At 60.3% G+C, this 21073-nt stretch carries 24 protein-coding genes and 1 riboswitch; of the genes, 12 read left to right on the top strand and 12 right to left on the bottom strand.

Features of this window, described 5'->3' with window-relative positions:
* Window positions 1–54: 54 nt before the first annotated feature.
* Window positions 55–1404, top strand: a complete 1350-nt coding sequence (locus ACQKRQ_RS34265; RefSeq protein WP_427481888.1) for a hypothetical protein — start codon at window positions 55–57, stop codon at window positions 1402–1404.
* Here the strand turns inward: ACQKRQ_RS34265 and ACQKRQ_RS34260 are convergent, their stop codons facing one another.
* From ACQKRQ_RS34260 to ACQKRQ_RS34250, 3 genes are all read right to left on the bottom strand, one after another.
* Entirely contained in the window at window positions 1405–2061 is a 657-nt protein-coding gene (locus tag ACQKRQ_RS34260; protein WP_427481886.1) for a hypothetical protein, read from the bottom strand.
* Window positions 2062–2157: 96 nt separating this feature from the next.
* Entirely contained in the window at window positions 2158–2841 is a 684-nt protein-coding gene (locus ACQKRQ_RS34255) for a hypothetical protein (RefSeq protein WP_427481884.1), read from the bottom strand.
* 45 nt (window positions 2842–2886) lie between these two features.
* Window positions 2887–3186 carry a hypothetical protein gene (locus ACQKRQ_RS34250; RefSeq protein WP_427481882.1) on the bottom strand — a complete coding sequence of 100 codons (300 nt, stop codon included), beginning with the start codon at window positions 3184–3186 and terminating at the stop codon, window positions 2887–2889.
* A 159-nt stretch (window positions 3187–3345) separates the two neighbouring features.
* On the opposite strand from ACQKRQ_RS34250, the gene ACQKRQ_RS34245 reads away from it, so the two are divergent.
* Window positions 3346–4317, top strand: coding sequence for a DUF2971 domain-containing protein (locus ACQKRQ_RS34245; RefSeq protein ID WP_427481880.1), 972 nt, complete (start codon window positions 3346–3348; stop codon window positions 4315–4317).
* 237 nt (window positions 4318–4554) lie between these two features.
* On the opposite strand, the gene ACQKRQ_RS34240 is transcribed toward ACQKRQ_RS34245, so the two are convergent.
* Together ACQKRQ_RS34240 and ACQKRQ_RS34235 are read right to left on the bottom strand one after the other, a co-directional pair.
* The gene (locus tag ACQKRQ_RS34240) at window positions 4555–4737 is read right to left on the bottom strand and encodes a hypothetical protein (RefSeq protein ID WP_427481879.1); all 183 of its coding nucleotides are present in this window, start codon (window positions 4735–4737) and stop codon (window positions 4555–4557) included.
* Window positions 4738–4790: 53 nt separating this feature from the next.
* The gene (locus tag ACQKRQ_RS34235; protein ID WP_427481877.1) at window positions 4791–5573 is read right to left on the bottom strand and encodes a hypothetical protein; all 783 of its coding nucleotides are present in this window, start codon (window positions 5571–5573) and stop codon (window positions 4791–4793) included.
* Between the two features lie 101 nt (window positions 5574–5674).
* On the opposite strand from ACQKRQ_RS34235, the gene ACQKRQ_RS34230 reads away from it, so the two are divergent.
* The 7 genes from ACQKRQ_RS34230 to ACQKRQ_RS34200 all read left to right on the top strand — a co-directional run bounded on the left by ACQKRQ_RS34230 (window position 5675) and on the right by ACQKRQ_RS34200 (window position 11202).
* A complete protein-coding gene (locus tag ACQKRQ_RS34230) occupies window positions 5675–7171 on the top strand; it encodes a hypothetical protein (protein WP_427481875.1) in 1497 nt (498 codons plus the stop codon).
* Window positions 7168–7662 (top strand): hypothetical protein, encoded by a 495-nt coding sequence (locus ACQKRQ_RS34225; protein WP_427481873.1) that lies wholly within the window; start codon window positions 7168–7170, stop codon window positions 7660–7662. The genes ACQKRQ_RS34230 and ACQKRQ_RS34225 overlap by 4 nt, the downstream gene beginning before the upstream one ends.
* 296 nt (window positions 7663–7958) lie before the next feature.
* Complete coding sequence (locus ACQKRQ_RS34220) at window positions 7959–9038, top strand: hypothetical protein (RefSeq protein ID WP_427481872.1); 1080 nt, start codon at window positions 7959–7961, stop codon at window positions 9036–9038.
* Between the two features lie 173 nt (window positions 9039–9211).
* A complete protein-coding gene (locus tag ACQKRQ_RS34215; RefSeq protein ID WP_427481870.1) occupies window positions 9212–9484 on the top strand; it encodes a hypothetical protein in 273 nt (90 codons plus the stop codon).
* A gap of 11 nt (window positions 9485–9495) precedes the next feature.
* Complete coding sequence (locus tag ACQKRQ_RS34210; protein ID WP_427481868.1) at window positions 9496–10017, top strand: hypothetical protein; 522 nt, start codon at window positions 9496–9498, stop codon at window positions 10015–10017.
* A gap of 4 nt (window positions 10018–10021) precedes the next feature.
* The gene (locus ACQKRQ_RS34205) at window positions 10022–10450 is read left to right on the top strand and encodes a hypothetical protein (protein ID WP_427481866.1); all 429 of its coding nucleotides are present in this window, start codon (window positions 10022–10024) and stop codon (window positions 10448–10450) included.
* A gap of 11 nt (window positions 10451–10461) precedes the next feature.
* Window positions 10462–11202: a hypothetical protein gene (locus ACQKRQ_RS34200; RefSeq protein WP_427481865.1), complete on the top strand. Its 741-nt coding sequence runs from the start codon at window positions 10462–10464 to the stop codon at window positions 11200–11202.
* Between the two features lie 286 nt (window positions 11203–11488).
* Here ACQKRQ_RS34200 and ACQKRQ_RS34195 read toward each other — a convergent pair whose 3' ends face one another.
* Together ACQKRQ_RS34195 and ACQKRQ_RS34190 are read right to left on the bottom strand one after the other, a co-directional pair.
* A complete protein-coding gene (locus ACQKRQ_RS34195) occupies window positions 11489–12229 on the bottom strand; it encodes a CbtA family protein (protein WP_427481864.1) in 741 nt (246 codons plus the stop codon).
* Between the two features lie 11 nt (window positions 12230–12240).
* Window positions 12241–12462: a CbtB domain-containing protein gene (locus ACQKRQ_RS34190; RefSeq protein WP_132383921.1), complete on the bottom strand. Its 222-nt coding sequence runs from the start codon at window positions 12460–12462 to the stop codon at window positions 12241–12243.
* Window positions 12463–12464: 2 nt separating this feature from the next.
* A riboswitch (adenosylcobalamin (AdoCbl) riboswitch) is annotated at window positions 12465–12618 on the bottom strand.
* A gap of 88 nt (window positions 12619–12706) precedes the next feature.
* Between ACQKRQ_RS34190 and ACQKRQ_RS34185 the strand changes: the two genes are divergently transcribed.
* A complete protein-coding gene (locus tag ACQKRQ_RS34185; protein ID WP_427481863.1) occupies window positions 12707–13294 on the top strand; it encodes a histidine phosphatase family protein in 588 nt (195 codons plus the stop codon).
* 18 nt (window positions 13295–13312) lie between these two features.
* On the opposite strand, the gene ACQKRQ_RS34180 is transcribed toward ACQKRQ_RS34185, so the two are convergent.
* The 5 genes from ACQKRQ_RS34180 to ACQKRQ_RS34160 all read right to left on the bottom strand — a co-directional run bounded on the left by ACQKRQ_RS34180 (window position 13313) and on the right by ACQKRQ_RS34160 (window position 18403).
* On the bottom strand, window positions 13313–13753 hold the full coding sequence (locus ACQKRQ_RS34180; protein WP_427481862.1) for a hypothetical protein: 441 nt from the start codon (window positions 13751–13753) through the stop codon (window positions 13313–13315).
* Between the two features lie 66 nt (window positions 13754–13819).
* A complete protein-coding gene (locus ACQKRQ_RS34175) occupies window positions 13820–14824 on the bottom strand; it encodes an alpha/beta hydrolase (protein ID WP_427481861.1) in 1005 nt (334 codons plus the stop codon).
* A 19-nt stretch (window positions 14825–14843) separates the two neighbouring features.
* Entirely contained in the window at window positions 14844–16202 is a 1359-nt protein-coding gene (locus ACQKRQ_RS34170) for an MFS transporter (RefSeq protein WP_427481859.1), read from the bottom strand.
* Window positions 16199–17275 (bottom strand): alpha/beta hydrolase, encoded by a 1077-nt coding sequence (locus ACQKRQ_RS34165; protein WP_427481858.1) that lies wholly within the window; start codon window positions 17273–17275, stop codon window positions 16199–16201. The genes ACQKRQ_RS34170 and ACQKRQ_RS34165 overlap by 4 nt, the downstream gene beginning before the upstream one ends.
* Before the next feature lie 75 nt (window positions 17276–17350).
* Complete coding sequence (locus tag ACQKRQ_RS34160; RefSeq protein ID WP_427481856.1) at window positions 17351–18403, bottom strand: porin; 1053 nt, start codon at window positions 18401–18403, stop codon at window positions 17351–17353.
* A gap of 164 nt (window positions 18404–18567) precedes the next feature.
* On the opposite strand from ACQKRQ_RS34160, the gene ACQKRQ_RS34155 reads away from it, so the two are divergent.
* Together ACQKRQ_RS34155 and ACQKRQ_RS34150 are read left to right on the top strand one after the other, a co-directional pair.
* Complete coding sequence (locus ACQKRQ_RS34155; protein WP_427481854.1) at window positions 18568–19470, top strand: LysR family transcriptional regulator; 903 nt, start codon at window positions 18568–18570, stop codon at window positions 19468–19470.
* Window positions 19471–19554: 84 nt separating this feature from the next.
* On the top strand, window positions 19555–21072 hold the full coding sequence (locus tag ACQKRQ_RS34150) for an ATPase domain-containing protein (RefSeq protein WP_427481853.1): 1518 nt from the start codon (window positions 19555–19557) through the stop codon (window positions 21070–21072).
* Window position 21073: the final 1 nt, after the last annotated feature.

Below are 21073 nucleotides of genomic sequence, written 5' to 3'. Positions count from 1 at the left end.
TCCGCCTGGCGGCGGCAAGTCGGTCGGTGCGTTCATGGACGGTCTTTTACGTGCATGCGCCAGCCTGCCGACCGTGAGGGGGTGCGGCGCTTCCGTCTCGCCTGTGCGCGCGCGACCTACCCGAAGCTGAAGACCACGACGCTGAAGACCGTGCAGGACTGGATGCCGCACGAGTTCGGCGACGTGAAACTGACCGCGCCGATGGAGGGGCTGTACACGTTCCCGCTGCCGGACGGCACGCGCGTGCGATTTGAAGTGCTGTTCATCGCCTTGGAGGATGAGCAGGACATCGAGGACATGAAGTCACTTGAAGTGAGCATGTTCTGGCTGCATGAGGCGACGGAACTCTCCGAGGCGATCCTGCGCATCGCGGTGCAGCGCGTCGGCCGTTACCCGTCGATGAAGAATGGCGTGATCTGTGCGGAGCCGGGGGTGGTGCTGGACTTCAACCTGCCGGACCAGGCGCACTGGCTGTACAAGCGCTTTGTTGAAGGCGAGCCGCTGCCGGTGATCGAGCTGCTGGACGGCAGGACATTCGTGCCGACACTTGAACTGTTCCTGCAGCCCGCTGCGGTCATCTGCGAGAACGAGGAAAGTGTGGAAGCTGACGGCGCGCCGCCCCGCTTCAGGCTCAATCCTGACGCGGAGAACCTGCATAACCTGCTGCCGGACTACTACGCGAACCAGCTCGCGACGCTGCGCTGGCCGGAAATCCGTTCGTTCCTGCTGATGCGCTGGACCCCGACCGCGCTCGGCAAGCTCGTGCATCCGGAGTTTTCCGCGCAGGCGCATGTGGGGAAGCTGCGCACGGCACCGGTGACCGGCGAGGAAACGCTGATTGGCATCGACACGTCGGGGCTGCATCCCGGCGCGGTGTTCGGCCAGCCGCAGGCGGGCCAGCTCGTCGTGATGGATGAGGGCTATGCGCCGGACATGGCGTTCGAACAGTTCATCCAGGAAGTGCTGCTGACGATCATCGCGAAGCGCTACCACGGCACGCCGCTGCTCGCGGTGTGCGACCCGTCGAACCCGAGGGATGCGAGAACGGGCCTCACGCCCGTGCAACTGCTGCAGCGCTACCAGATCAGGGCGATCCCTGCGGCCACGAACCGCTTCGCGCTGCGCAAGGCGGCAGTCGCGCGGCTACTGAACCGCCGTCACGGCTGCGTGATCGACCCGGCCTGCACGATGCTGATAGATGGCCTGGGCAGGAGCTACGTGCACCGGAAACTGAGGGCGACCACCACGACCAGGCTCGACTATGCGAACGATCCGGTCAAGGGGCCGACTTCACACGTGGTCGAGGCATTCCAGTACCTCGCGGTGCATATCGCCCATATCGGCCCCGAGGAGGAAGTCGTGGACCGGTCGAGGGTACAGGTTGCGAAGCGGCGGGTGGTGTAACTAGCCAAGCCACCCCGCACTATTGCTCGCCTTCGTTTGCGCCGCGACTGGAAAGCGCACCTTCCCCTCTTCGCATATGAGCGTTTGCAAAATATCGAAGTAACTGTCAACAATCCTCGACACCGCCAGGTTGTTCGCCCTGATGCGCATCTTCCAGCTATGTTGTGCAAGTTTATATTCGAAATGAAAGTCCTCGCCCGCTTCATGCCCAACTCGGAGAAAGAGATCCAAATCGGAGATTCTCCGCAACTCCGCGTCTGAATAACGCTCACGGTGAACGTGGTTGCCGCGAATATTTATTATGTTCTCCAGAGGCTTGTAAACGAGATCGTTAACCAGCTTAGGCAAGTCACGAAACCCGTATAATCTGGAGACTTTTTTTCCGTAAGCATCCAGCCTCTGCTGAAGAATGTACATCTCCTGCAGATATGCACCGATAACAAAATTGATGTACTGATTTTTGCTAATGTTCTTCGACCTGGGCGGGGAAGTTGAAACGAGGTGTCCAGCGAGACGCAGGTTATCGATGGTATAACTTATCTCTGTAAATCCCCTAAAGATGCTTTCAAAAGCATCGTCTGAGCTACGCTCAAGACGCTGGCCATTATTGTGCGCCTCGTATGCAGGACGGAGATAGGCTGCTGCAAAATCAGCCATCAATCTTTCGTAACTCGAGTACCCCAGCTTTGCATCCATATGTGTTCTCTGTACTCCTGTTGCCCCACGCTTAGCGGCGGCCGTAGTTTGACATGGTCAAGGCTTGTCCAGCGGTTTCACTCGCGATTGCCGGATAAGCGCGTAATGCCAGTGGCCATCTTTGTATGTGCGCCCCTGACGGAAAAACATGGCGCATGCTGCTACGCTCAGTACGACCAGCGCGCAGTAGAGCCAGTTGAACGTCCCGTGAAAATTCAGTGGCAACGAATAGATAACGAGACACAGCCATAACAGGCAGACATACAGGCTGACGATCTGGTTGATTTTCGAGACCGAGAACGCGGACGGTCCCGTAACAAGGTGGTCCAGACGCTGTACAGCAGTCATGGTCGGGTTGCGCGAGAGCGTAATCTTGTATAGCGGCCCAGTCTCCCTGTCTTCGAGCATGTCAACATGGTTTTCCCAGTTTTCCTGCCAGTACTTGCTGCCTCGATTGACAAGTACCCAAGCGAACGAGAAAACCAAACCCAGGCATGACAGCACAACGGAGAGCATTTCCCGTCTCTCGGACGTGCCCGCTTCGACAGCGATGAAGCCCGCGAGCGTCGCGCCAATGAAAGTCCAGAAGTAGGTAGCGCGCTTCCAGTAAAGGTCAATTTCGAACTTGCGCGTATCCAGTGCGCGCTCCAGTGCGTCCTTTTCCTTTCCCTCGAAGGCCTTGGTATATTCTTCGGGTGAAATTCTTTTGGTTGTCGTTCGGCCCATCTGCTTCCCGTTCATCAAGTCACTTGTGGTTAGTAGTTTGGTGCCAAAAGTATAGCGGGATCAGAACTCGACGTCCCCACTGAGTTGGTCGTCCTCCAAGGTTGGCTTGCCCATCGTCGCGTTGCGCCACCCCTCCTCCAGCAGGATCACGCGCAGGTTTTCGAGCGCGACGAGGTTGCCGCCTACATCGGCCTTCCAGCACTTGTCGATGACCTCGTACAGGCGCTTCATTTCCTGCATCCGGTCGCGGGCGCGCACGATCCCCAGGATCAGGCAGCGAACCTCGGGGTCGTGCGCGTGCGCGACCCACAGGCGGCGCAGATCGTAGATCGTCGGGATATCGAAGTCGGGTAGCGGCACGGCGAAATACCTGTATGGATATACAGTAGCGTGAAGCGGCTCCAAGGGTGAACGTTGGTCGTCCGGCGCGTTCAGCGTTATGGTTGAGGAGCCGCGATAGAATATCTGTGGGAGTTCTCCTTAGACCCCCATCTCTCAAATATCTCGGGGCTCAACGCGATGACCGGCGTAATCGACTATTCCGAATTTTTTAAGCCCCTATGGACGGAGGGCGTTCAAACGGAGGGGCAATATCCCGGCGCTCGACCATTCATCGCTCACTACTGCTCGGTAAGTACATTGGAAGCCATTGTCCGAAACGAGGAGATGTGGTTTTCAAATCCTCTTTATATGAACGATTTTGAGGAATTAACTTTCGGAATTTGGCACAGCAAGACGAAGTTCCGGGAGAGCGAGCCGCTTCGGATGGCCTTTGGAGCCACGGAACGATATGCGGTGTTTCGCCAACACTTGGACGATATCTACGCCCAGTTCGAAAGCGGATTGGCTTTTGATGTCTACATCGCATGTTTTTCAGAGCACGATCCGGCCGACGACGACGGCCTACTTTCCATGTGGCGAGGCTATGGCGCAAATGGAGGCGGTGTAGCGATGATCTTCAACATGGCAGCTTTAACGGAAGTTCCCGATTCGCCACTTAAAATCGCCAAAATCACCTATGGGACTACCGAAGAACGCCTTGGTTGGATGGATCAAATTATCAACCGATTTGCTTCGCTAGTCGCGTCTGCATCAATTCCTGACGACGACCTTTTTTTGTGCGCAACCTACCTATTTGAACGACTACTGACGCTGTCCATTTTCACCAAGCACAGTGGCTTTAAGGAAGAAAAGGAATGGCGGATCGTTTACTCGAAGCACTATGATTCGAATAATGTCCTAACTGGCATGCTAGGTTACTTCATCAATGGAGGGATGGTTGAGCCGAAGTTGAAGTTCAAGATTGCGCCGATTCCAGGCACAGCCGAAGGCGGTATCACTTTAGAACAGTTCGTATCCAAGATCATCCTGGGGCCGCGCAACGCGTCCCCCCGATCAAAAATGGCACTGCAACGTATGCTTCAGATGCTGGGCAAGCCCGCTCTGGCTGAACGCGTTGTGACATCTTCAACCCCCTATCGAGAGAGATAATTTTGGGGGGTGACTTCTTGAATGTCAGCGACTGAGGATCGATGAGGTCAACCGGTTATTCGGCGAACTCCGTTGCGCCGGCCAGCTCCGCGACCAAATTGCAGGCTTTCGGCAGGTAGAACCACCGCAAGTAGAACGGCTGCTCAATCGTATCGTCGTGCACCACCTGACCATGCGGATGACGCTCGCGTTCGGGTCGTGATCGGTGGCCGGATAGCGCTCGCGCGGCGGATCATGTCAGTCTCCCCTGCCCGTTCTCAGCCGTTTAGCGACGCTGCCCTGGTCCGGCGCGGGCGACACGGTAAGCCCACCGTGACCGCCTGAGTCGTTGATCGAGTTGCCGTCACCTTCAATGGACACAAACGTGCAGGCGCACAGCAGCAGTGCCAGCACCGCCCAAGTGACTTGAAGGTGAACCATTGCGCACTCCCAGGCGTCCACGGTTATCGATGTAGCACGCATCCATAAGCCGGTCAATGAATCAGCTTCGATAAATCTTTGAGTGGAGGGGCAACAACAGTATGCAGTTCTTTGCCAGTCAGTTCATATTCGCGGGCCGCATGATTCACATATAGCGCAATGCGGTCCTTTGACTGGGCAAGGCGGATGCCTCGCCCAAGTTCTATCCCGTCCTTTACTACAGCGGTGCAAACAATACCGGGATGGTCACACCCGCGATCAAGGTCCCTTTGGGTGGTTTCGGCGTCCCTTATCCCGGCTAGGCGCCCAATCTGCCAAGGCAGCGAGACAAGAATTCCAATGACATACATCAGTACGATGAGCAATCCGATTGCGGATATCCCTAGGTTGAACGCTTCCAGGATGAGGGTCACATAAGACCGCTTCGGCGGGTTCAAGTTTGCGTGCACCTTCTGCAGGAATGGGCTTGTCAGCACGGCTTTGGCGACATCCCGTCTCAAGTATCGCCAGATGGAAAACATCACCCAGACGACCAATAGTGGAGCCACAACTAGCGCTACAACATCGAGGCGTGAAAGCAGCCAGTCGAATGCGGTACGCCCTATCGAGAAAATGGCCGCCGGACCTTCAATCAGGTATGCCTCTCTATCGAGGGGGAACGTGTGACTGTCGATATTGAAGTACTCAAGATAGGCGTTGTAGTAGGCGTACCCCACTGCATAGTCGAAGGCGATGATCACCACGCCAAACACGCCAAGGACAGCAGACCTCATCCAGTCGGGCATACCAGCATGACTGGGCGTCTTTGTTTCGTTTTTTGATTTCACGGCTGGCATGTTTACTCCGTCTAAATTGATCGAGCAAATCAGGCTTTCCGGAGTGTACCCGACGCTTGCCTCCCCCTTGACAATGCGCGCGTCCGGTGCAAGAACGCGGGATGGACATGACCTCGCAGTTTGCGACCGACACGCCCGCCCCGCAAAGCTCACTGCTTGATCCGGTGGCGGACCTTGTGCGCGACCGTTACCGGCGGGTGCGGCACTGGCGTGCGGTGGACCGCATCGGCAGGCACACCGTCGAACAGGTGCTCCAGAATTCCTACCGGCAGTATCACAGCATCCTCGATCCGCGCGATGCGGAGCTGGTCGAAGCCTCCGGTATCGACCTCGATATCTCGATCACGAAGCACAAGACCGATGTGCTGGTCGCGTGGATGCGTGACCTGCTGCTCAACAGCGCAGATGCACCGTTTGTCATCAGCCCGACGCCGGTCCCGGAGCTGTCTCCGATGGGCAAGGCGCAGGTTGTCCAGCAGGTCAGGAAACAGCTACTCACGCAGGGTACGATGGCCGCTCCGCCCGGTCCCGATGGCATCCTTGAAATGGTCCGTACGATGAAGGCGCAGCGGCTCGCCGCCGAACAGGACGTCGCGCAGGCCGCAGCGAAGGGTATGCAGCAGCAGATCGAGGACCAGCTCATCGAGGCGTCGTTCCGCGACGAACTGCTGCAGTTCCTGACCAACTTCGCGCTCTACCCGTATGCGGTCATGACCGGCCCAACGCCGGAAATGCGCCCGGTATTTGCGTGGCATGGTTCGAACCCGAAACAGACGCTGGAGCCGATGCTGGCGGTGCGTAACGTCAGTCCGTTCGACTACTTCTACTCGCCCGATTCTCCCGGCGCGGGCAAGGGAACGTTCGACATCGTGCGGGACCGGATGACGAAGTACCGGCTCATGATGAGCGCGACTCTGCCCGGCTACATCACGAAGAATGTCGTTGCAGCACTGGACCACTTTGCGCTGCCGGAGACCAACCGTGACTGGCTGAATCCGAACCCCGACAAGCCGATGATCGGCTCGATCCTGTGGGGGCTGGACGAGTCCATTGACGTGATCCGCCATTTCGGCCTGCTATCGGGCCGCGAGCTGCGCCAGTACGGCATTTCCGTGGACGACACCGAGTATCACGAGACGGAAGCCGTTGTGCTTGGAGGCTGGACGATCAAGCTCATGACTAACCCGAACCCGAATGTCTCGGAGCGCCCGATCTATGCAACGCCTACCAGCGCACACCGGGCAAGCTCGCGGGCTACGGCATCGGCCAGCTCGTGCGCGACATCGAGCGCGCATTCATGGCCGCGCTGCGTGGCACGCTGGAGAACGTCAGCTATTCGGTGGCGCCGCTGGGCGAGGTCGACTACCGGCGCATCCAGCGCTACATGGCTGAAGACCAGATCGGCAACGTCATGGCGGGCACGATGGTGCCGGTCGATCCCGATCCGGCGTCGGGCGGCAGGCCCGCGCACTACTTTCATACCGTGCCGAGCATCACATCCCAGACGATGCAGCTCATGCAGTTCTTCATCGACATGGCAGACAGGTGGACGGGACTTCCGGCCGCGCTTTCCGGCCAGCCGGTCGGCACGGGTGTGAACCGCACATTCCGCGGCATCATGGCCCTGTATGGCAACGCGCTGAAGGGCGTGCAGAGCGCATTGACCAATCTCGACATCGACCTGTTCGAACGTCTTGGTAATGCGTACTTCGACTGGAACATGAAATACACCGACGATCCCACGATCAAGGGCGATGCGAAGGTCAAGGCACGCGGAACAAGTGGGCTGCTGGAAAAGGAAGTGGCGAAGCAGAACGCGCAGGACATGCTGCAGTTCATCGCCCAGCTCGCGCAGGGCGGTCAGGTTTCCCCGGCAGTCATGCGGTGGGCCATCGATCAGGCGCTGACGGCATCGGGCGTGCCGCTCGACCAGTTCCCCGCAGAGAGTACGCCCGCTGCACAGCAACAGGCGCAGCAGCAGGCCGTGCAGGGCCAGCCCGGTGCGCCGGGTGTGCCGTCACCATCCGGAGGTCCAGGTGTTCCCGATTCGAACGTGGTTGCGTCGTCGGCTCCTGGTCAGCCCGTGTGACGTCGACTCGGCAATAGGCGACTGGATGGAGAAGGTATTCCCCACCGAGTGCTGGTGCTGCTCGGCGCTGCGGGGCATGCTCTACGGCGTGATCTTCTGCCTTGCTGTAGCACTTGTTGGAACTATAGTCATCCTCGGACGAGGTGTCTGACTGAGACAGGATTGCATCGGCTCCAGTCGCAGTATGCTGTACCTTTACACCGTCCCTAGATTGCCGGTGATAAATTGCAGGGATTAAATTTAGACAGAATCAGTTTTAACAAAACCGACAATGAACCAATAAAAACGAGGATAATATGCCATTGCACACGGATGAAATCCTGCTCTCGCAGCTTCGTCGCAGGATCTTGATGCGACGAGTTCTGAATCTTGCAGCCGTTTTCACGGGTGTATTATCAATCCTTTTTTTCAGCTCTGAAGGATTCAGTTATTTCATCCTTCGATCGTTGCCAGTATACGTGTCCAGAGGTACCGCTTCGTTCATCCTCGGTTTGATATCGATCACGCTCTTTTCTGTTTTCTACTTGCAATCAGGCGGAAGTAAAAAAGCAACGAGCGAGGCAGAAGTTGAAGCCTTGAAAGCCACACTATATGAAACTGCTAATAAAGAAATTGTTCTCAACGCTCTCATAGACCGACTCGACACCTTTGAGGATCGGGTGATGCAGCTCGAACAGGAGCGAGGATTCGATGCGGAAGAAAAAGCCGCGCTGGCCAAGACGATTGTTGAAACAACGGGCAAGGCGACCGTAGAGGAAATTTTCGCACAGAGTGTGACTGCACTACGCGAATCACTCAGGGATTCACTCAGTATTGAAAGGCTCTCAGATTCATCCATAACTATCAGGAAGCGCTTGAGTCGGGAAATATCTGACTTACGCCTGCGCTCGAACATCAATCTTGCGATTGGCATGGCAATCACAATTAGTGGGCTATATTTGTTGTGGACCACCGTTTCGATAATTGATGCATCAGCTCTGTTGAAAAATCTCGCATCAGAAGGAGCTGAAACCAATGCAAAATTCGTCAAGAACCTTGTCCTTCCGATGTTCCCAAGGGTGCTTTTGGTGGTCTTCATCGAAGTCTTTGCATATTTTTTCCTGCGGCTGTATAAGGCTGGGCTTGAAGAAATTAAATACTTTCAGAACGAACTGACAAACGTAGAAGCCAAGCTGGTCTCCGTTGAATTTGCGCACATCACGGGATCGACAGAGTCTTTGAAATCAGCGCTAGAAACCTTGTCGCACACGGAGCGGAACTTTGTCCTCGAAAAGGGGCAGACGACCGTGGAGCTAGAGAAAGCGAAATCCGAGTCAGAACTGACGCGCAACATCATCAAGACTATCCCATCCCTGTTCAAAAGGAAGGAAAAGTAGTTTGATCGACACGAATTGAATTGCGCGCCTTTTCAATGGAAATTTCAATAATCCTCTAGATAAAGCATCAGATTTCACGAGCTTTTTCTCTGAATGGAACACGAGTCGTGCTGGGTGCGTTGACAGTCATCGGGGCCTGCGCTATATGGCGTTGAGCGTTGCAGGAGGCCGCGATGCTGGACGAGGACAAGGTGTTCGCTGGCGACACGGTATGGGACATATTCCTTGGTGCAGGCCAGGTCGAGGAAGTCACACCGGATGGTGGTTTCTCGGTGCGCTATGGTGCGCGCCGCACGATGCGCTACACGCCTGACGGTTTCTTTTCCGGCGTAAAGCGGGTGTACTGGTTCAATCCGATCGTTGTCGTGCCGCGCAAGGGGCAGTACCGGCGTATCGAGTTCATCAAGTCACTTGTTGATGTGCTCGACCGCTACAGGGGTGTCTAGGAGAAACCGTCATGAACTGCGAGGTCTCCACCGGAACCCTGAGCTGTGCACCGGCCCAGGGAAGCATGGCGGGTGCCGTGTGCGACTCGCGCTACCGTACCGACGTGGTGTTCGATGCGCACTCCGCAAGCCGTTACAGCGGCGTCTTCGTGGTTGATCCGGGTGCGGTGCTTGTGGTGTCTGCCTCCGATCTGGCCGGCGGCACGATGAATGTTTTCAAGGTCGCGCTTGCGTCAGGAGACATGCCGCAGGGCTATGCGTGTCCCACGCTGTGCGATGAAGGGTCGTCTGTCATTCCACCCGGCGCGCTTTTTCCGACGATCACGCATCAGAAGGCCGTCATCACCAATGGTGTCCCCTGGGTCATGAGCGATTCCGACGACACGAAGCTTATCAGCGTGCCTGGTGCGTACCGCTTTGAGCTGTCCGGAGATGCACTGGTGGGCGAAACCTATGTCGAAGCGCGACTCGTGCGCGGCGGCAGTGTGCCTGCCCTCCTGATCTTTGGTAGCGCCGGGGCAACCGGGGAATAGCACGATGATCCTGTTCGACAGCCGCAGCGCCAGCGTGACGAGTCCCACCTTCATGGTGCGTCCCGGCAACGGTGTTGTGCTCAGTGCCTTCGGCCTGGTACAGATGCTGGATGGCACGCCGCAGATGGCGGTAGTCGAGAAGGTACGGTACGAGGACGGCATCATGCCGCAGGGCGGCGCGTGCGAAGATCTGGAGCCGCCGCCCGCGATGGTGCTGCAGGCCGAGGACGTGACGCAGTGCGGCGTGTGGGGGCTGACCGCATGCCAGAACCTCGCGCTGCTGACCGTGCCGGGTTCGTACCGGCTGAACCTGAACGACGCCTCGGCTATTGGCACCGTGTATATCGAGGCCGTTCAGATCGATGCGCAGGCGGCGGCGCTCGTGCCGGATGACCTGTTCCTGGGCGCGGTGAGCTGCGCCTGCGGTTCATGAAGGAGTCGAACATGGGGAACAACTGCTGCCCGATGTCCACCATTCCGGTCACGTTGCCGCCGTCCGGTCCGGCCGGGGGCGACCTCACCGGCACCTATCCCGATCCGTTGGTTGATCCGCTGAAAGTGGCGGACAGAATGAGCGGGAATTCGAACGCGCTGCTGGTTCTCGCGAATGCACTCTGCGCGAAGCTGGATGAGTGTATTGCTTCGGTGTTCAAACGATGTGATGGGTCGGCTCATGTTGCAGGCGATCTGATTCCGACGTGTCAGGAAATGCAGGATGCGATTGCCAGGGTGTCGTCTTCGCTGGTTGATTGCAACGGCAACCCGTTTATGCCGGGCGCGCATGTGCCGACCTGTGACCAGGTCGACAGCAGGATCACGCAGGCGGTCGGCTCAATTCCGGCCGACAAGTTCCTCCAGAACGTGCAGGACGATCCCACAACCCACACGATTACCTTCAAGGTGGCGGACGGCGGCGGCACCTTCACTGTCAATCTCTCGGACCTGTTGCCGATTGTCGTAGGCCAGGGACTGAGCGGAAACGGGACCGTTGCCACACCTGCCGATATCAGGCTTGCGCCGTCCAGCGGACTGACTGTCAGTTCAACCGGTACAGCGGTAAAGCTGTCAGGCGACGCCGCCAATGCGCTGGCGCTCGGCAGTGACAAGGGTCTATATGTCCCGAATCTGTCGGGCGGCCAGACATCGCAGGTAACACAAAACAAGGACTATGGTCAGGCCGATTGACACAAAACACCTGCGGCGTCCTGATTCTACGGACAACCGAAGACTGTGTGCCAACAACTAAGTTGTTGAATTCAAACAGAATGGATGTTTGTGGACCTTGTGCGTTGCGAGATGAAATTATCCACAGATGCTGTTCGCAAGCCTGTGGATAACCACCCCACAACCGCCCCAACTCCTTGACGCAGAACCCTTCTTGACCACTGCGCGCAAAGCACGGAGAGCGAAGTGCGAGAGCAAGACGCGGAGCGCAACCACCAAACCGGTTGCGCTCACCAATTCCAAAACATCAAACCGACTTCACCGCCGACCTTCCCCCCACCCGCATAAACGCACTCCGCTCAACCAGCGCCCCAAACAGCAGCCCGATCGTCGCCCACATAATCGCCTGCATGCCCAGCGCCGCGACGCGGAATTTCCACAGCAGCACCGCCGGGAAAGCCTCCGGCACTTCGTTGATCGTGGGCATCGACAACTGCACCGCGGCGATGATCGCGATTAACACCACCGCCCCCACAATCGAGCCATTCCACGCGCCAAGCTTCATGGCTGCACGGCGCCGCACCTTGAGCGAAAACACCATCGCGGCCAGCGATATCGCAATCATCAGGAAGAACAAACCCGTCCGCGTCCCAATCGTTTCAGGGTCGCCGACCGAAGGCGGGTTCGCCGGATACTTCAGATTCGGCACCACCGCCAGCGCAATGAACGCGCCAAGCGCAAGCCACGCGGACAACGCGCGCGGGCTCAATGCGCCCACTCGTCCATAGGCGTACGCGAACACCAGCGAGAACAGCCCGCCGAATGCCGCGCCGTAAGTCACCACGCCAGTCAACAGGCCGATACCCCGCTGCGTATCGCGGCTCACAATCTCGGGTTCAGCGGCCTCGCCTTTCGCGGCGTCGGCCTTTTCTTCGAATGAAATCGCCTGATTCACCTGCGGCTCGCCCACCACCCGGGCAAAGCCGAACGTGAGGAGTCCCGCGGCGATGCCTGCAAGCATCCCGCGTACCAACAATTTACCAACCATGGTCGACTCCGTTAGTGGCAGGGAAAGCCGAGCAGATGGCGGCCGTCGTGCACGAACTCATGCACGTACATGCCCGGCACCAGCGAGGTGGCGCCCTGTTCCGCACCCACGAAGTAAAGCGCGAGCAACAACAGCAAACCGCCGAACACAACCCAGGGCAACAACTCGCGCAGCGGAATCGGCGTGGGTTGCGCAACGGGCTGGTTGGCGGGATCGAAAATAGCTTCGTTCATGATGGACATCTCCTGGGGTAACGCGCCCCGATAGTCATTGCAGAGGATTGGTGCGAAGCTCAGGTCTGGCTTTCGGCTTGTGCTGCCGATTACAGTGGCGCGACCGCGCCGGGCTCTCACCGGCTTCCGCGCTTCGCAGTCCCGCTATTCTACGCGCTAAACTTCGGCACCCGGCAACGCAAAACGTACGGTTCATCCCGCTCGCGTTCGCCTTCGGGGCGCGGCTTCACAGGACATGAACAGAATGGACACTCGGCTGTTACTGATCAGCCACGCATCGACCGCCGCCCAGCGCGCAGGCCGTTTTCCCGCTGACGACCCGCTCGACGCCCGCGGCCTCGCCGAAGCCCACGCCGCGCGCACACGTCTGGCGACAGCGAACGACGCGGCCGCTTTCGTCAGCCCGGCCGTCTGCGCGCGCGAGACGGCAGCCGCCCTGGGCCTCGCGGCATCGGTCGACGCCGGTCTGGCGGATATGAACTACGGCGCATGGCAGGGGCGGCGGCTGGCCGACCTCGCTGCCGAAGCGCCGCAAGACCTCGCCGCATGGGCGCGCGATCCCGACGCCGCGCCGCACGGCGGCGAGTCGTTCAGTCAGCTCGCGAAACGGGTAGGAGAATGGCTCGACGCGCAAAACGGCGCGAAGGATCGTGCACCGAACCATGCGCGCGACGTGATCGCCGTCACCCATGCGCCGGTGCTCCGGGCAGCGATCGTGCATGCGCTAGGGGCATCGCCCGCCGTGTTTCCGCGCATTGAAATCGCGCCGCTTTCGATAATCGAGTTGCGGCGCTCGTCGCGCGGCTGGACATGGTGGCCGGCCTCACGCTAGCCACCTTCGTGCGGCGGTTTACTTACCCGACACCACCAGACGCAGCTTGTTCGAACCGGTCGGCGTCAGCGTGATGTCGGTCCGCTTGCCCTTCGCACCCAGATAAAAGTGCTGATGTCCCGGCGAATTCTGATCGTGGGTGGCGTCCGGCAGACACGATGCGATGTCCGCCGCGACAGCTTGCAGCGCGTCTGCATTCGAACCGGCGTCGTGATGCGACGTCCAGTTGCATTGATACGCACCGCGACTCGCCGAACATTGCGCGTCGTCGCCATAAGGTTGCGCGACGCCCTTGCCGTCGTCCGGCGTCAATGAAGCGAGCCCGCCAGGGGCGGCCGCGACGATCCGTTTCAGCGAAGTACACGGGCTAGGCGCATCGTCGGCATATGCGCTGCCGGTCAGCAAGACGCCCAGCGATGCAGCGGCAAGCGCGGTGACAAGTAATCGGGTTCTGTTCATGTCGGCGCGGTCCTTGAAGTCACTCACAGGTATTAGCGCGGTAGCACGCTTCGTGCCCATGCGCACTCACAGCCCAGTACCAAACAAAGCCGCCAGCCCCTGCGCCGAAGCAAAAATCCCTTTGGCATCGTGCCCGACACCATCGATCACATACGTCTGATGCTTCGCCAATCCTTCCGGATGCCGCAACGCCATATAGCGCGCATAAGCCAGCCCGCGCCCGAGCCGGTGTTCCCCTTGCGTCAGCGCGGCGCATGAACGGTCGAGCGCCGGATGCTGCGGATCGCAATCCGCGCCGCCGAGCAGCACGGTGACGTCACGCTGCGCGTAACGCGCTTCGAGCGCTGCGGCAGAAGCCGCGTCGCCCGCATAGCCCGGCAAATCCTCGAGCCCATATTTCCAGCGATTGAACGACGGACACATCGCCCGATCGAACTCCGCGAATTCGCCGGACGCAACCGGCCGCATCGCATCGAAGTACACATATGACGAAGGATTCGCGACCACGTAGCGCAGCGCGATGCCGCGCGCCGCGAGCGGCGCCTCGTCGCGCGCCACCACCGCATAGCGCTGCACGACTTGCGCGCCGCCCGAGTGTCCCGCGATCACCACTTCGGCAAGCGACGCGAACTGCTCGCGCGAAGCAAGCGTATGCAGAATGGCGTCGAGCACATCGAACGAACTGATCGGCGCGGGACCTTCGGCGTTCTCGCCGCCCATCCAGCTCGTCCAGTCCCAATGCAACGTGGACGACGGCACCTCGTGCGCCTCGACATCCGCCGTCGCGAGAAACTGCGGCACGATCAGCAGCGTATCGGCCGCACTGCCGCCCGCGAGCGCGCACGAACGCTGCGCGAGTTCGAAATACGTGTCGCCGTTGCGCAAGCGGCCATGAATCAGAATCACGGCGCGTTGGACTTCGCGCGTCGGCGCTAGCCAGTCGCCGTTCGAAAACACGGGCACGGTGCCGCTGCCGGCTTGCGTCGTGACGCTCAGATGCCGGCTTGCGACGACCGTGACCGGATGCTCATTCGGCGCGCGTTCGTCGTCTGTGATGAAAGGCTGGGTCATGCAATAGGCTCGTGGTTGATCAATGGGTGACGGGCCTCGCCGCCGCGCCGCCCGACATGCGTCCGGCGCGCGTGAAGTACACCATCGCGAGCGACACGAAGCCGGCAAAAATCAGGTAGAACGCGGGCGTAAGGCTGCTGCCGGTCACGCGCGTCAAGCCGGTGATGGTGAGCGGCGCCATGCCGCCGAACAGCGTCACCGCGATGTTGTACGAGAGCGCCACACCCGCCGAACGGCTGCGCACCGGGAACAATGTCGCGAGCATGCCGGGATGCGCGCCGGACATCGCGGCGAGGAACACCGTGGCGATCATCTGCGCGATGAACAGATGCCCCGGCGTCGGATTCGTCACGACGAAGTGATACAGCGGATACACGCAGACCATCCACGCGATCACGATCGGATAGAACAGCCTGTATGCGCCATAACGATCGGCGAGCTTGCCCGACAGCGGAAACAGAAACAGATTCAGCACGCCGGACACGAACGCGCCGAGCAACGCGGTGGAGAGCGGCAAATGCAATTGCCGTTCGACATACACCGACAGATACGAGTGCCACACATAATTGGTCGCGGCCCCGATGATGATTACGCCCATCGCGCAGATCGCCGCATCGCCGTTGTCGCGGAAGAACTGGCGGATCGTGACGCGCGGCGGTTTGTCCTTGTGATCGAGCAGCCGCTCGAACTCCGGCGATTCGGCCACGCGATGCCGGATGTAGAAGCCAAACGGCCCGGCCAAAGCGCCGAACAGAAACGGCAATCGCCAGCCCCACGCCACCAGTTGCTCATGCGTGAGTTGCGTGGTCAGCAGATAGCCGACCCCGGACGACAACAGCAACGCGAACGCCTGCGCCGACATATTGAAGCTGCCGTAAAACATCTTCTTGTGCGGCGGCGCATACTCGACCAGCATCGCCGATGCCGTCGCGAACTGTCCGCCCACGGAGAGCCCTTGCAACAGGCGCGCGAGCACCACCAACAGCGGCGCCGCGATGCCAATGCGCGCATAGCCCGGCGTGAGACCCATCAGCAGCGTGCTGGCCGCCATCGAAATGATCAGCAGCGAAAGCGCTTTGCGGCGCCCCGCGCGGTCCGCGTAGATGCCGAGCAGAATGCCGCCGATCGGCCGCACGATGAAACCGACGGCGAACGTGGCGAGCGTCAGCATGATCGACACGAATCCACTGCCGCCGGGAAAGAACACTTGCGCGATGATCTTCGCGAAGTAGCCGTAGATCAGAAAGTCGAACCACTCTAAGCCGTTACCGAGGACGGAGGCGAAGATCGCGCGCCGCACCATCGACGGACTCAAGCCGTTCGACGTATCGGCTCCAGACGTGGCACCGTCGCGCTGATTGAAGGTCGCTTCGTTCATTGCTCGCATCCCGGAGTGTCGAACATCGCCGCCAGCGCGCACACCGACGTCAGCATGCGCGCGCCGTTGTGCCCCACGCCCGGCACGATATGAAAGCGCTGCTTCAAGCCGTCCGGATGACGCGCCTGGAGATACCGGTAGTACGCCTCGGCACGCGCGACGCGTTGCGGCCCTTGCGCTTCGGCGGCGCAGGTTCTGTCGAGCGCGCTTTGCTGCGGATCGTCATCCGCGCCGCCGACGAGGTAGTCGATCCGGCGCGCCGCATAGGTCGCTTCGAGTTGCGCGGGTGTTCGGTCGTCGAGATAGGGCGGCCGGTTGTCCATGCCGTATTTCCATTGATTGAAGTCGGGACATTGCGCGGCATCGAACGGCGCGGCAATGCCTTGCGCGTTGGGCCGTTGCGCATCGAAATAGGCATACGTGGACGGACTCGCCGCCACGTAACGCACGTCGATGCCCTCGCCGGTCAGCGCGGCGATGTTGCGCGCCGCGACGGCGTAGCGTTGCACGACTTGCCCGCCGCCCGAATGCCCGGCGAACACCACGTGCCGCAGATTGGGAAACAGCTTGCGATCGGCAAGACGCGCGACGATCGCGTCGAGCACCTCGTAGGAACTGATCGGCAGCGGCGCGCGCGCCGCTTCGCCGCCCATCCAGGCGTCGCCGGTCCAGCGCAGCAGATCGGCCGGTTCGTCATGCACGCGCGTGTCTAGCGTGGCGAGGAATTGCGGCGCGATCAACAGCGTGGCGTCGGGGTCCGCGTGCGCGGCATCGCGAGCATTCTGCGCGGTGCGAAAGTACACGTCCGCGTTGCGCAGCTTGCCATGAATCACGATCACCGCGCGCGTCACTTGCGGCTGCGCGACGTTCCAATCCTTCGACAGATACAGCGGAAATTCCGCGTGCCCTTGCGGCGTGTCGAGCGTGAAGCGCGTATCCGAGATCGTCGCCACCGGCTTCAGATGCGGCTCGTAAGCATGGACCGCGAGCGCGGGTTGCGCGAGCGTCGCTAGCAGGGCAGCGGCGGTTGACGCACACAGCACCCCAATACGTCGTGAAAGATTGAAAGTCATGCAGCTTGCTCCTGATCGCCGTGTACTGTCTTGAACGCGGCGCATCGTCGAATCCGTCGTTGAAAAACCGAGTATTCAGAACCGGTGGCGAATGCCGAGCGTCACGCCGGTCTGGTTCGGACCGAACGCGGTGTCGCTCGTCAGGCCGACGGGCGTGTACTGGTCGTTGGCGTAGTGCGTGGACGCGGCATACGCGACGGTTGCGTACACATCGGTTCGCTTCGACAGAATATAGTCCGCCCCCAGCACGCCCATCAACGAGTTCGACACGTTGCCCGCCTTGTTGCTCTGGTAGTACGCGGCGGCCGTCAGGCGGAAAGCAGGCGCGATCAGATAGCGCACGCCGCCGAACCACAATGCCGACGAAATCGACGTGCCCTTGGTCGGGTTAAACAAATAGTGCTCATAGCCGCCCATGAGCGTGACGTCGCCGAGCTGCTCGCGCGCCGAGGCGCTCCAGTTGCGCGACTTGGTCCACATGCCGGTCGAGTTGATCGCGCCGTTGCGGTAGTCGTAGGCCACCGCGGCGGCAAAGCTGCCCATGTCGTAATCGAGCGCGCCGCCGTAGGCCGCGCTGCTCTGAAACGAATCCGCGGAGCCGCCGAAGCTGTAATCCGCCGTCGCCGTCAAACCGCCGAAGCGGCCCACATACTTGACCGAGTTGTTCACGCGCGCCTTGAACGAAAAGCCGTCGACGGAACCGGTGGTCGGCATCCACGTGTATTGCTGGCCGAACACCATCGGGTCGTATTTGATGAGCGTGTCGTACATCGCCGTGTACTGCAAGCCCGCCGACAGTGCGCCGTAGGCATTCGAAAGCCCCACTGCGGCCGTGCGGTTGAACAGCACGCCGGCGCTCGCGTTAGTGCCGTCGTTGCCGTTGAAGCCCGCTTCGAGAATGAAGAACGCTTTATTGCCGCCGCCGAGATCTTCGGCGCCGCGAAAGCCGAAGCGCGAATTACTCAAGCCGCCGGAATTCTCGCGAACCAGCGAGCCGCCGCTGGCGCCGGCATGGTTGAGAAATTCGAGGTTGGTGTCGATCACACCGTATAAGGTGACCGATGCTTGCGCATGCGCGCCGGCGCAACTCATGACGGCCAGGGTGGCCACCGCACATTGTTTTTTCATTGACGTCTCCACGTTTTGTTTTATTTCGCGTTCATTTCCTATGCGATGGACGAGATCGTAGGATCGGCCGTGGTAAATGTAAAATACCTGTTTTAAGCACAACCCATACTTATTCGATATGGCAGCGAGCCGACCTTCGAGCGCTGTCCGGGAGACGAAACACCATGGAGCTGCGGCATCTGCGTTACTTTCTGGCGGTCGCCGAAGAAGGCCAATTCACGCGCGCGGCAGAGCGGCTGGCCATGCAACAGCCGCCGCTCTCGCAGCAGATTCGAACGCTGGAAGAAGAGATCGGCTTCGAACTGTTCGTGCGCATGCCGCGTGGCGTCACCTTGACGCCGGCCGGCCAGGCCTTTGCGGAAGACGCGCAACGCTTGCTGCAGAATCTGCAGCAGTCGGTCGAAAAGGCGAGCCGGATTGCACGCGGCGAGCTCGGCACGATTTCGATCGGGCTGACGAGTTCCGCGGCCTTTCATCCGTTCACGACCGAGGCGATCCGCGCGTTTCGCGCGGTGTGCCCCGAGGTCGCCGTCGAGCTTGCCGAACTCAACGCGGCGGAGATCATCGAGCGTCTGGCCGTGGGCCAGATTCAGACGGCGTTTCTACGCAAGCCGGTCGACGCGCGCGAAGGCGTGGCGTTCGAGTTGCTGCTCGACGAGCCGATGGTCGTGGTGTTGCCGGTCGGTCATCCGTTGCTCAAGGGCAAGAAGCGGCCGCAAGTGTCGCTGAAAGCGCTGGCGCACGAAGACTTCATTCTGGTCCGCCGCCCAGGCGCACCCGGCATGTACGCCGATATCCTTGCCGCGTGCCGGCAGGCAGGCTTCGTCCCGCGCATTGCCCGTGAAGTGCCGCGCATGGTGTCGGGCATCAACCTCGTTGCGGCAGGTCTGGGTGTGACGCTGGTGCCCGCTTCCATGCAGCGTTACGAACAGGTGGGCACGGTGTATTGCACGCTCGCGAACCCCTCAAAACTCAGCGCGCCGCTGCACCTCGCCTATCCGACGGCGTTGCATAACAGCGCAGCCACGCGCTTCATTCAACTGGTGAAGGAGCGCGCTGCTGGATGATCGCGTCGATGGGCACAGATATTGCGTTCTCGCCGTACCGGCTGAACAACCACCAGCCACTCATCGACGCCAAAACGCTACGCCATGTCAAACAGACAAGCCGCCGCCAAGCCGGCCCGCCTTTCCTCGGGAATCGAAGGAATCGACGACATCCTGGGAGGCGGTCTCACGCCGCACCGCATGTACCTCGTGGAAGGTGCGCCCGGTACAGGTAAAACTACCCTGGCCTTGCAATTCTTACTCAAGGGTGTCGAAGAAGGACAGGGAGGCTTGTACATCACCTTGTCCGAAACCCGCTCCGAACTGATCTCGGTAGCTGAAAGCCACGGCTGGAACATCGGCGGCTTCAGCATTCTCGAGCTGGTGTCGGACGAGGGTCTCGACCCGCAGTACGAGCAGACCGTGCTGCACCCGGCCGAGGTCGAACTCGGCGAGACGGTGCGCAACGTCATCCAGCAGGTCGACGAACTCAAACCCGCGCGCATCGTGCTCGACAGCCTTTCCGAGTTGCGTCTGCTGTCGCAGAACCCGTTGCGTTACCGGCGGCAGATTCTCGCGCTCAAGCGCTATTTCGCCACCCGTGAATGCACGGTGCTGCTGCTCGACGACAATTCGGCCGATCCCGGCGACGTGCAGCTGCACAGCATCGCGCACGGCGTGGTCAGCCTCGACAATCTCGTGCACGACTACGGCGGCAACCGGCGGCGCGCGCGCATCGCCAAGATGCGCGGCATCAAATTCCGCGAGGGGTACCACGACTTCACGCTCGACACCGGCGGCATCCACGTGTATCCGCGCCTCGTCGCGGCGGAACATCATGCGACGTTCGACACCGAGCCGGTCAGCACCGGCACACCGGGCCTCGACGCGTTGCTCGGCGGCGGTCTGATCCCGGGCACCAATGCGCTGATGATCGGCCCTTCGGGCGTCGGCAAAACCACCACGGTGGTGTCGTGCCTGGTCGCGGCGCTCGAACGCGGCGAGCGCTGCGTCTACTACGTGTTCGACGAGACCCTCGTCACGCTGATGATCCGCTGCGCGACGCTCGGCATGCATCTGGCGCCGCACGTGGAGAGCGGCCTGCTGACGCTGCGCCAGATCGATCCGGCGGAAATCTCGCCCGGCGAATTCGCCAGCGACGTGCGCCAGTCGGTCGAGAAGAGAGACGTCAAGTACGTCGCGATCGACAGCCTGAACGCCTATCTCCAGGCCATGCCCGGCGAGCGCTATCTGCTGCTGCAAATGCATGAACTGCTCGGCTATCTGAACCAGCAAGGCATCATCACGATGCTCGTGCTGGGACAGCACGGCATTATCGGCGAGGTGCAGAACGATATCGACATCAGCTATCTGAGCGACGTGGTCGTGCTGTTCCGCTATTTCGAACACCACGGCGAAGTGCTCACCGCCGTGACGGCCGTGAAGAGCCGCGCCAATGCCCACGAGCGTTCGATCCGCCAGTTCCGGCTCGGCGGCAACGGCGTGGAAGTGGGCGAGGCGCTGCGCGACTTCGAGGGTGTGCTCTCCGGCCTGCCGGCTTATCGCGGCAGCACCGCGCTGCTCGGTGCGACGAATCGCGTCATCGACACGTCTGGGCAGTAGG

This window comes from Paraburkholderia sp. NPDC080076 (assembly GCF_050281145.1).
In the GTDB taxonomy this organism is placed as follows: domain Bacteria; phylum Pseudomonadota; class Gammaproteobacteria; order Burkholderiales; family Burkholderiaceae; genus Paraburkholderia.
Note: the sequence above shows the minus strand (reverse complement) of the source record. Positions and strands in the feature narration are given on the sequence as shown.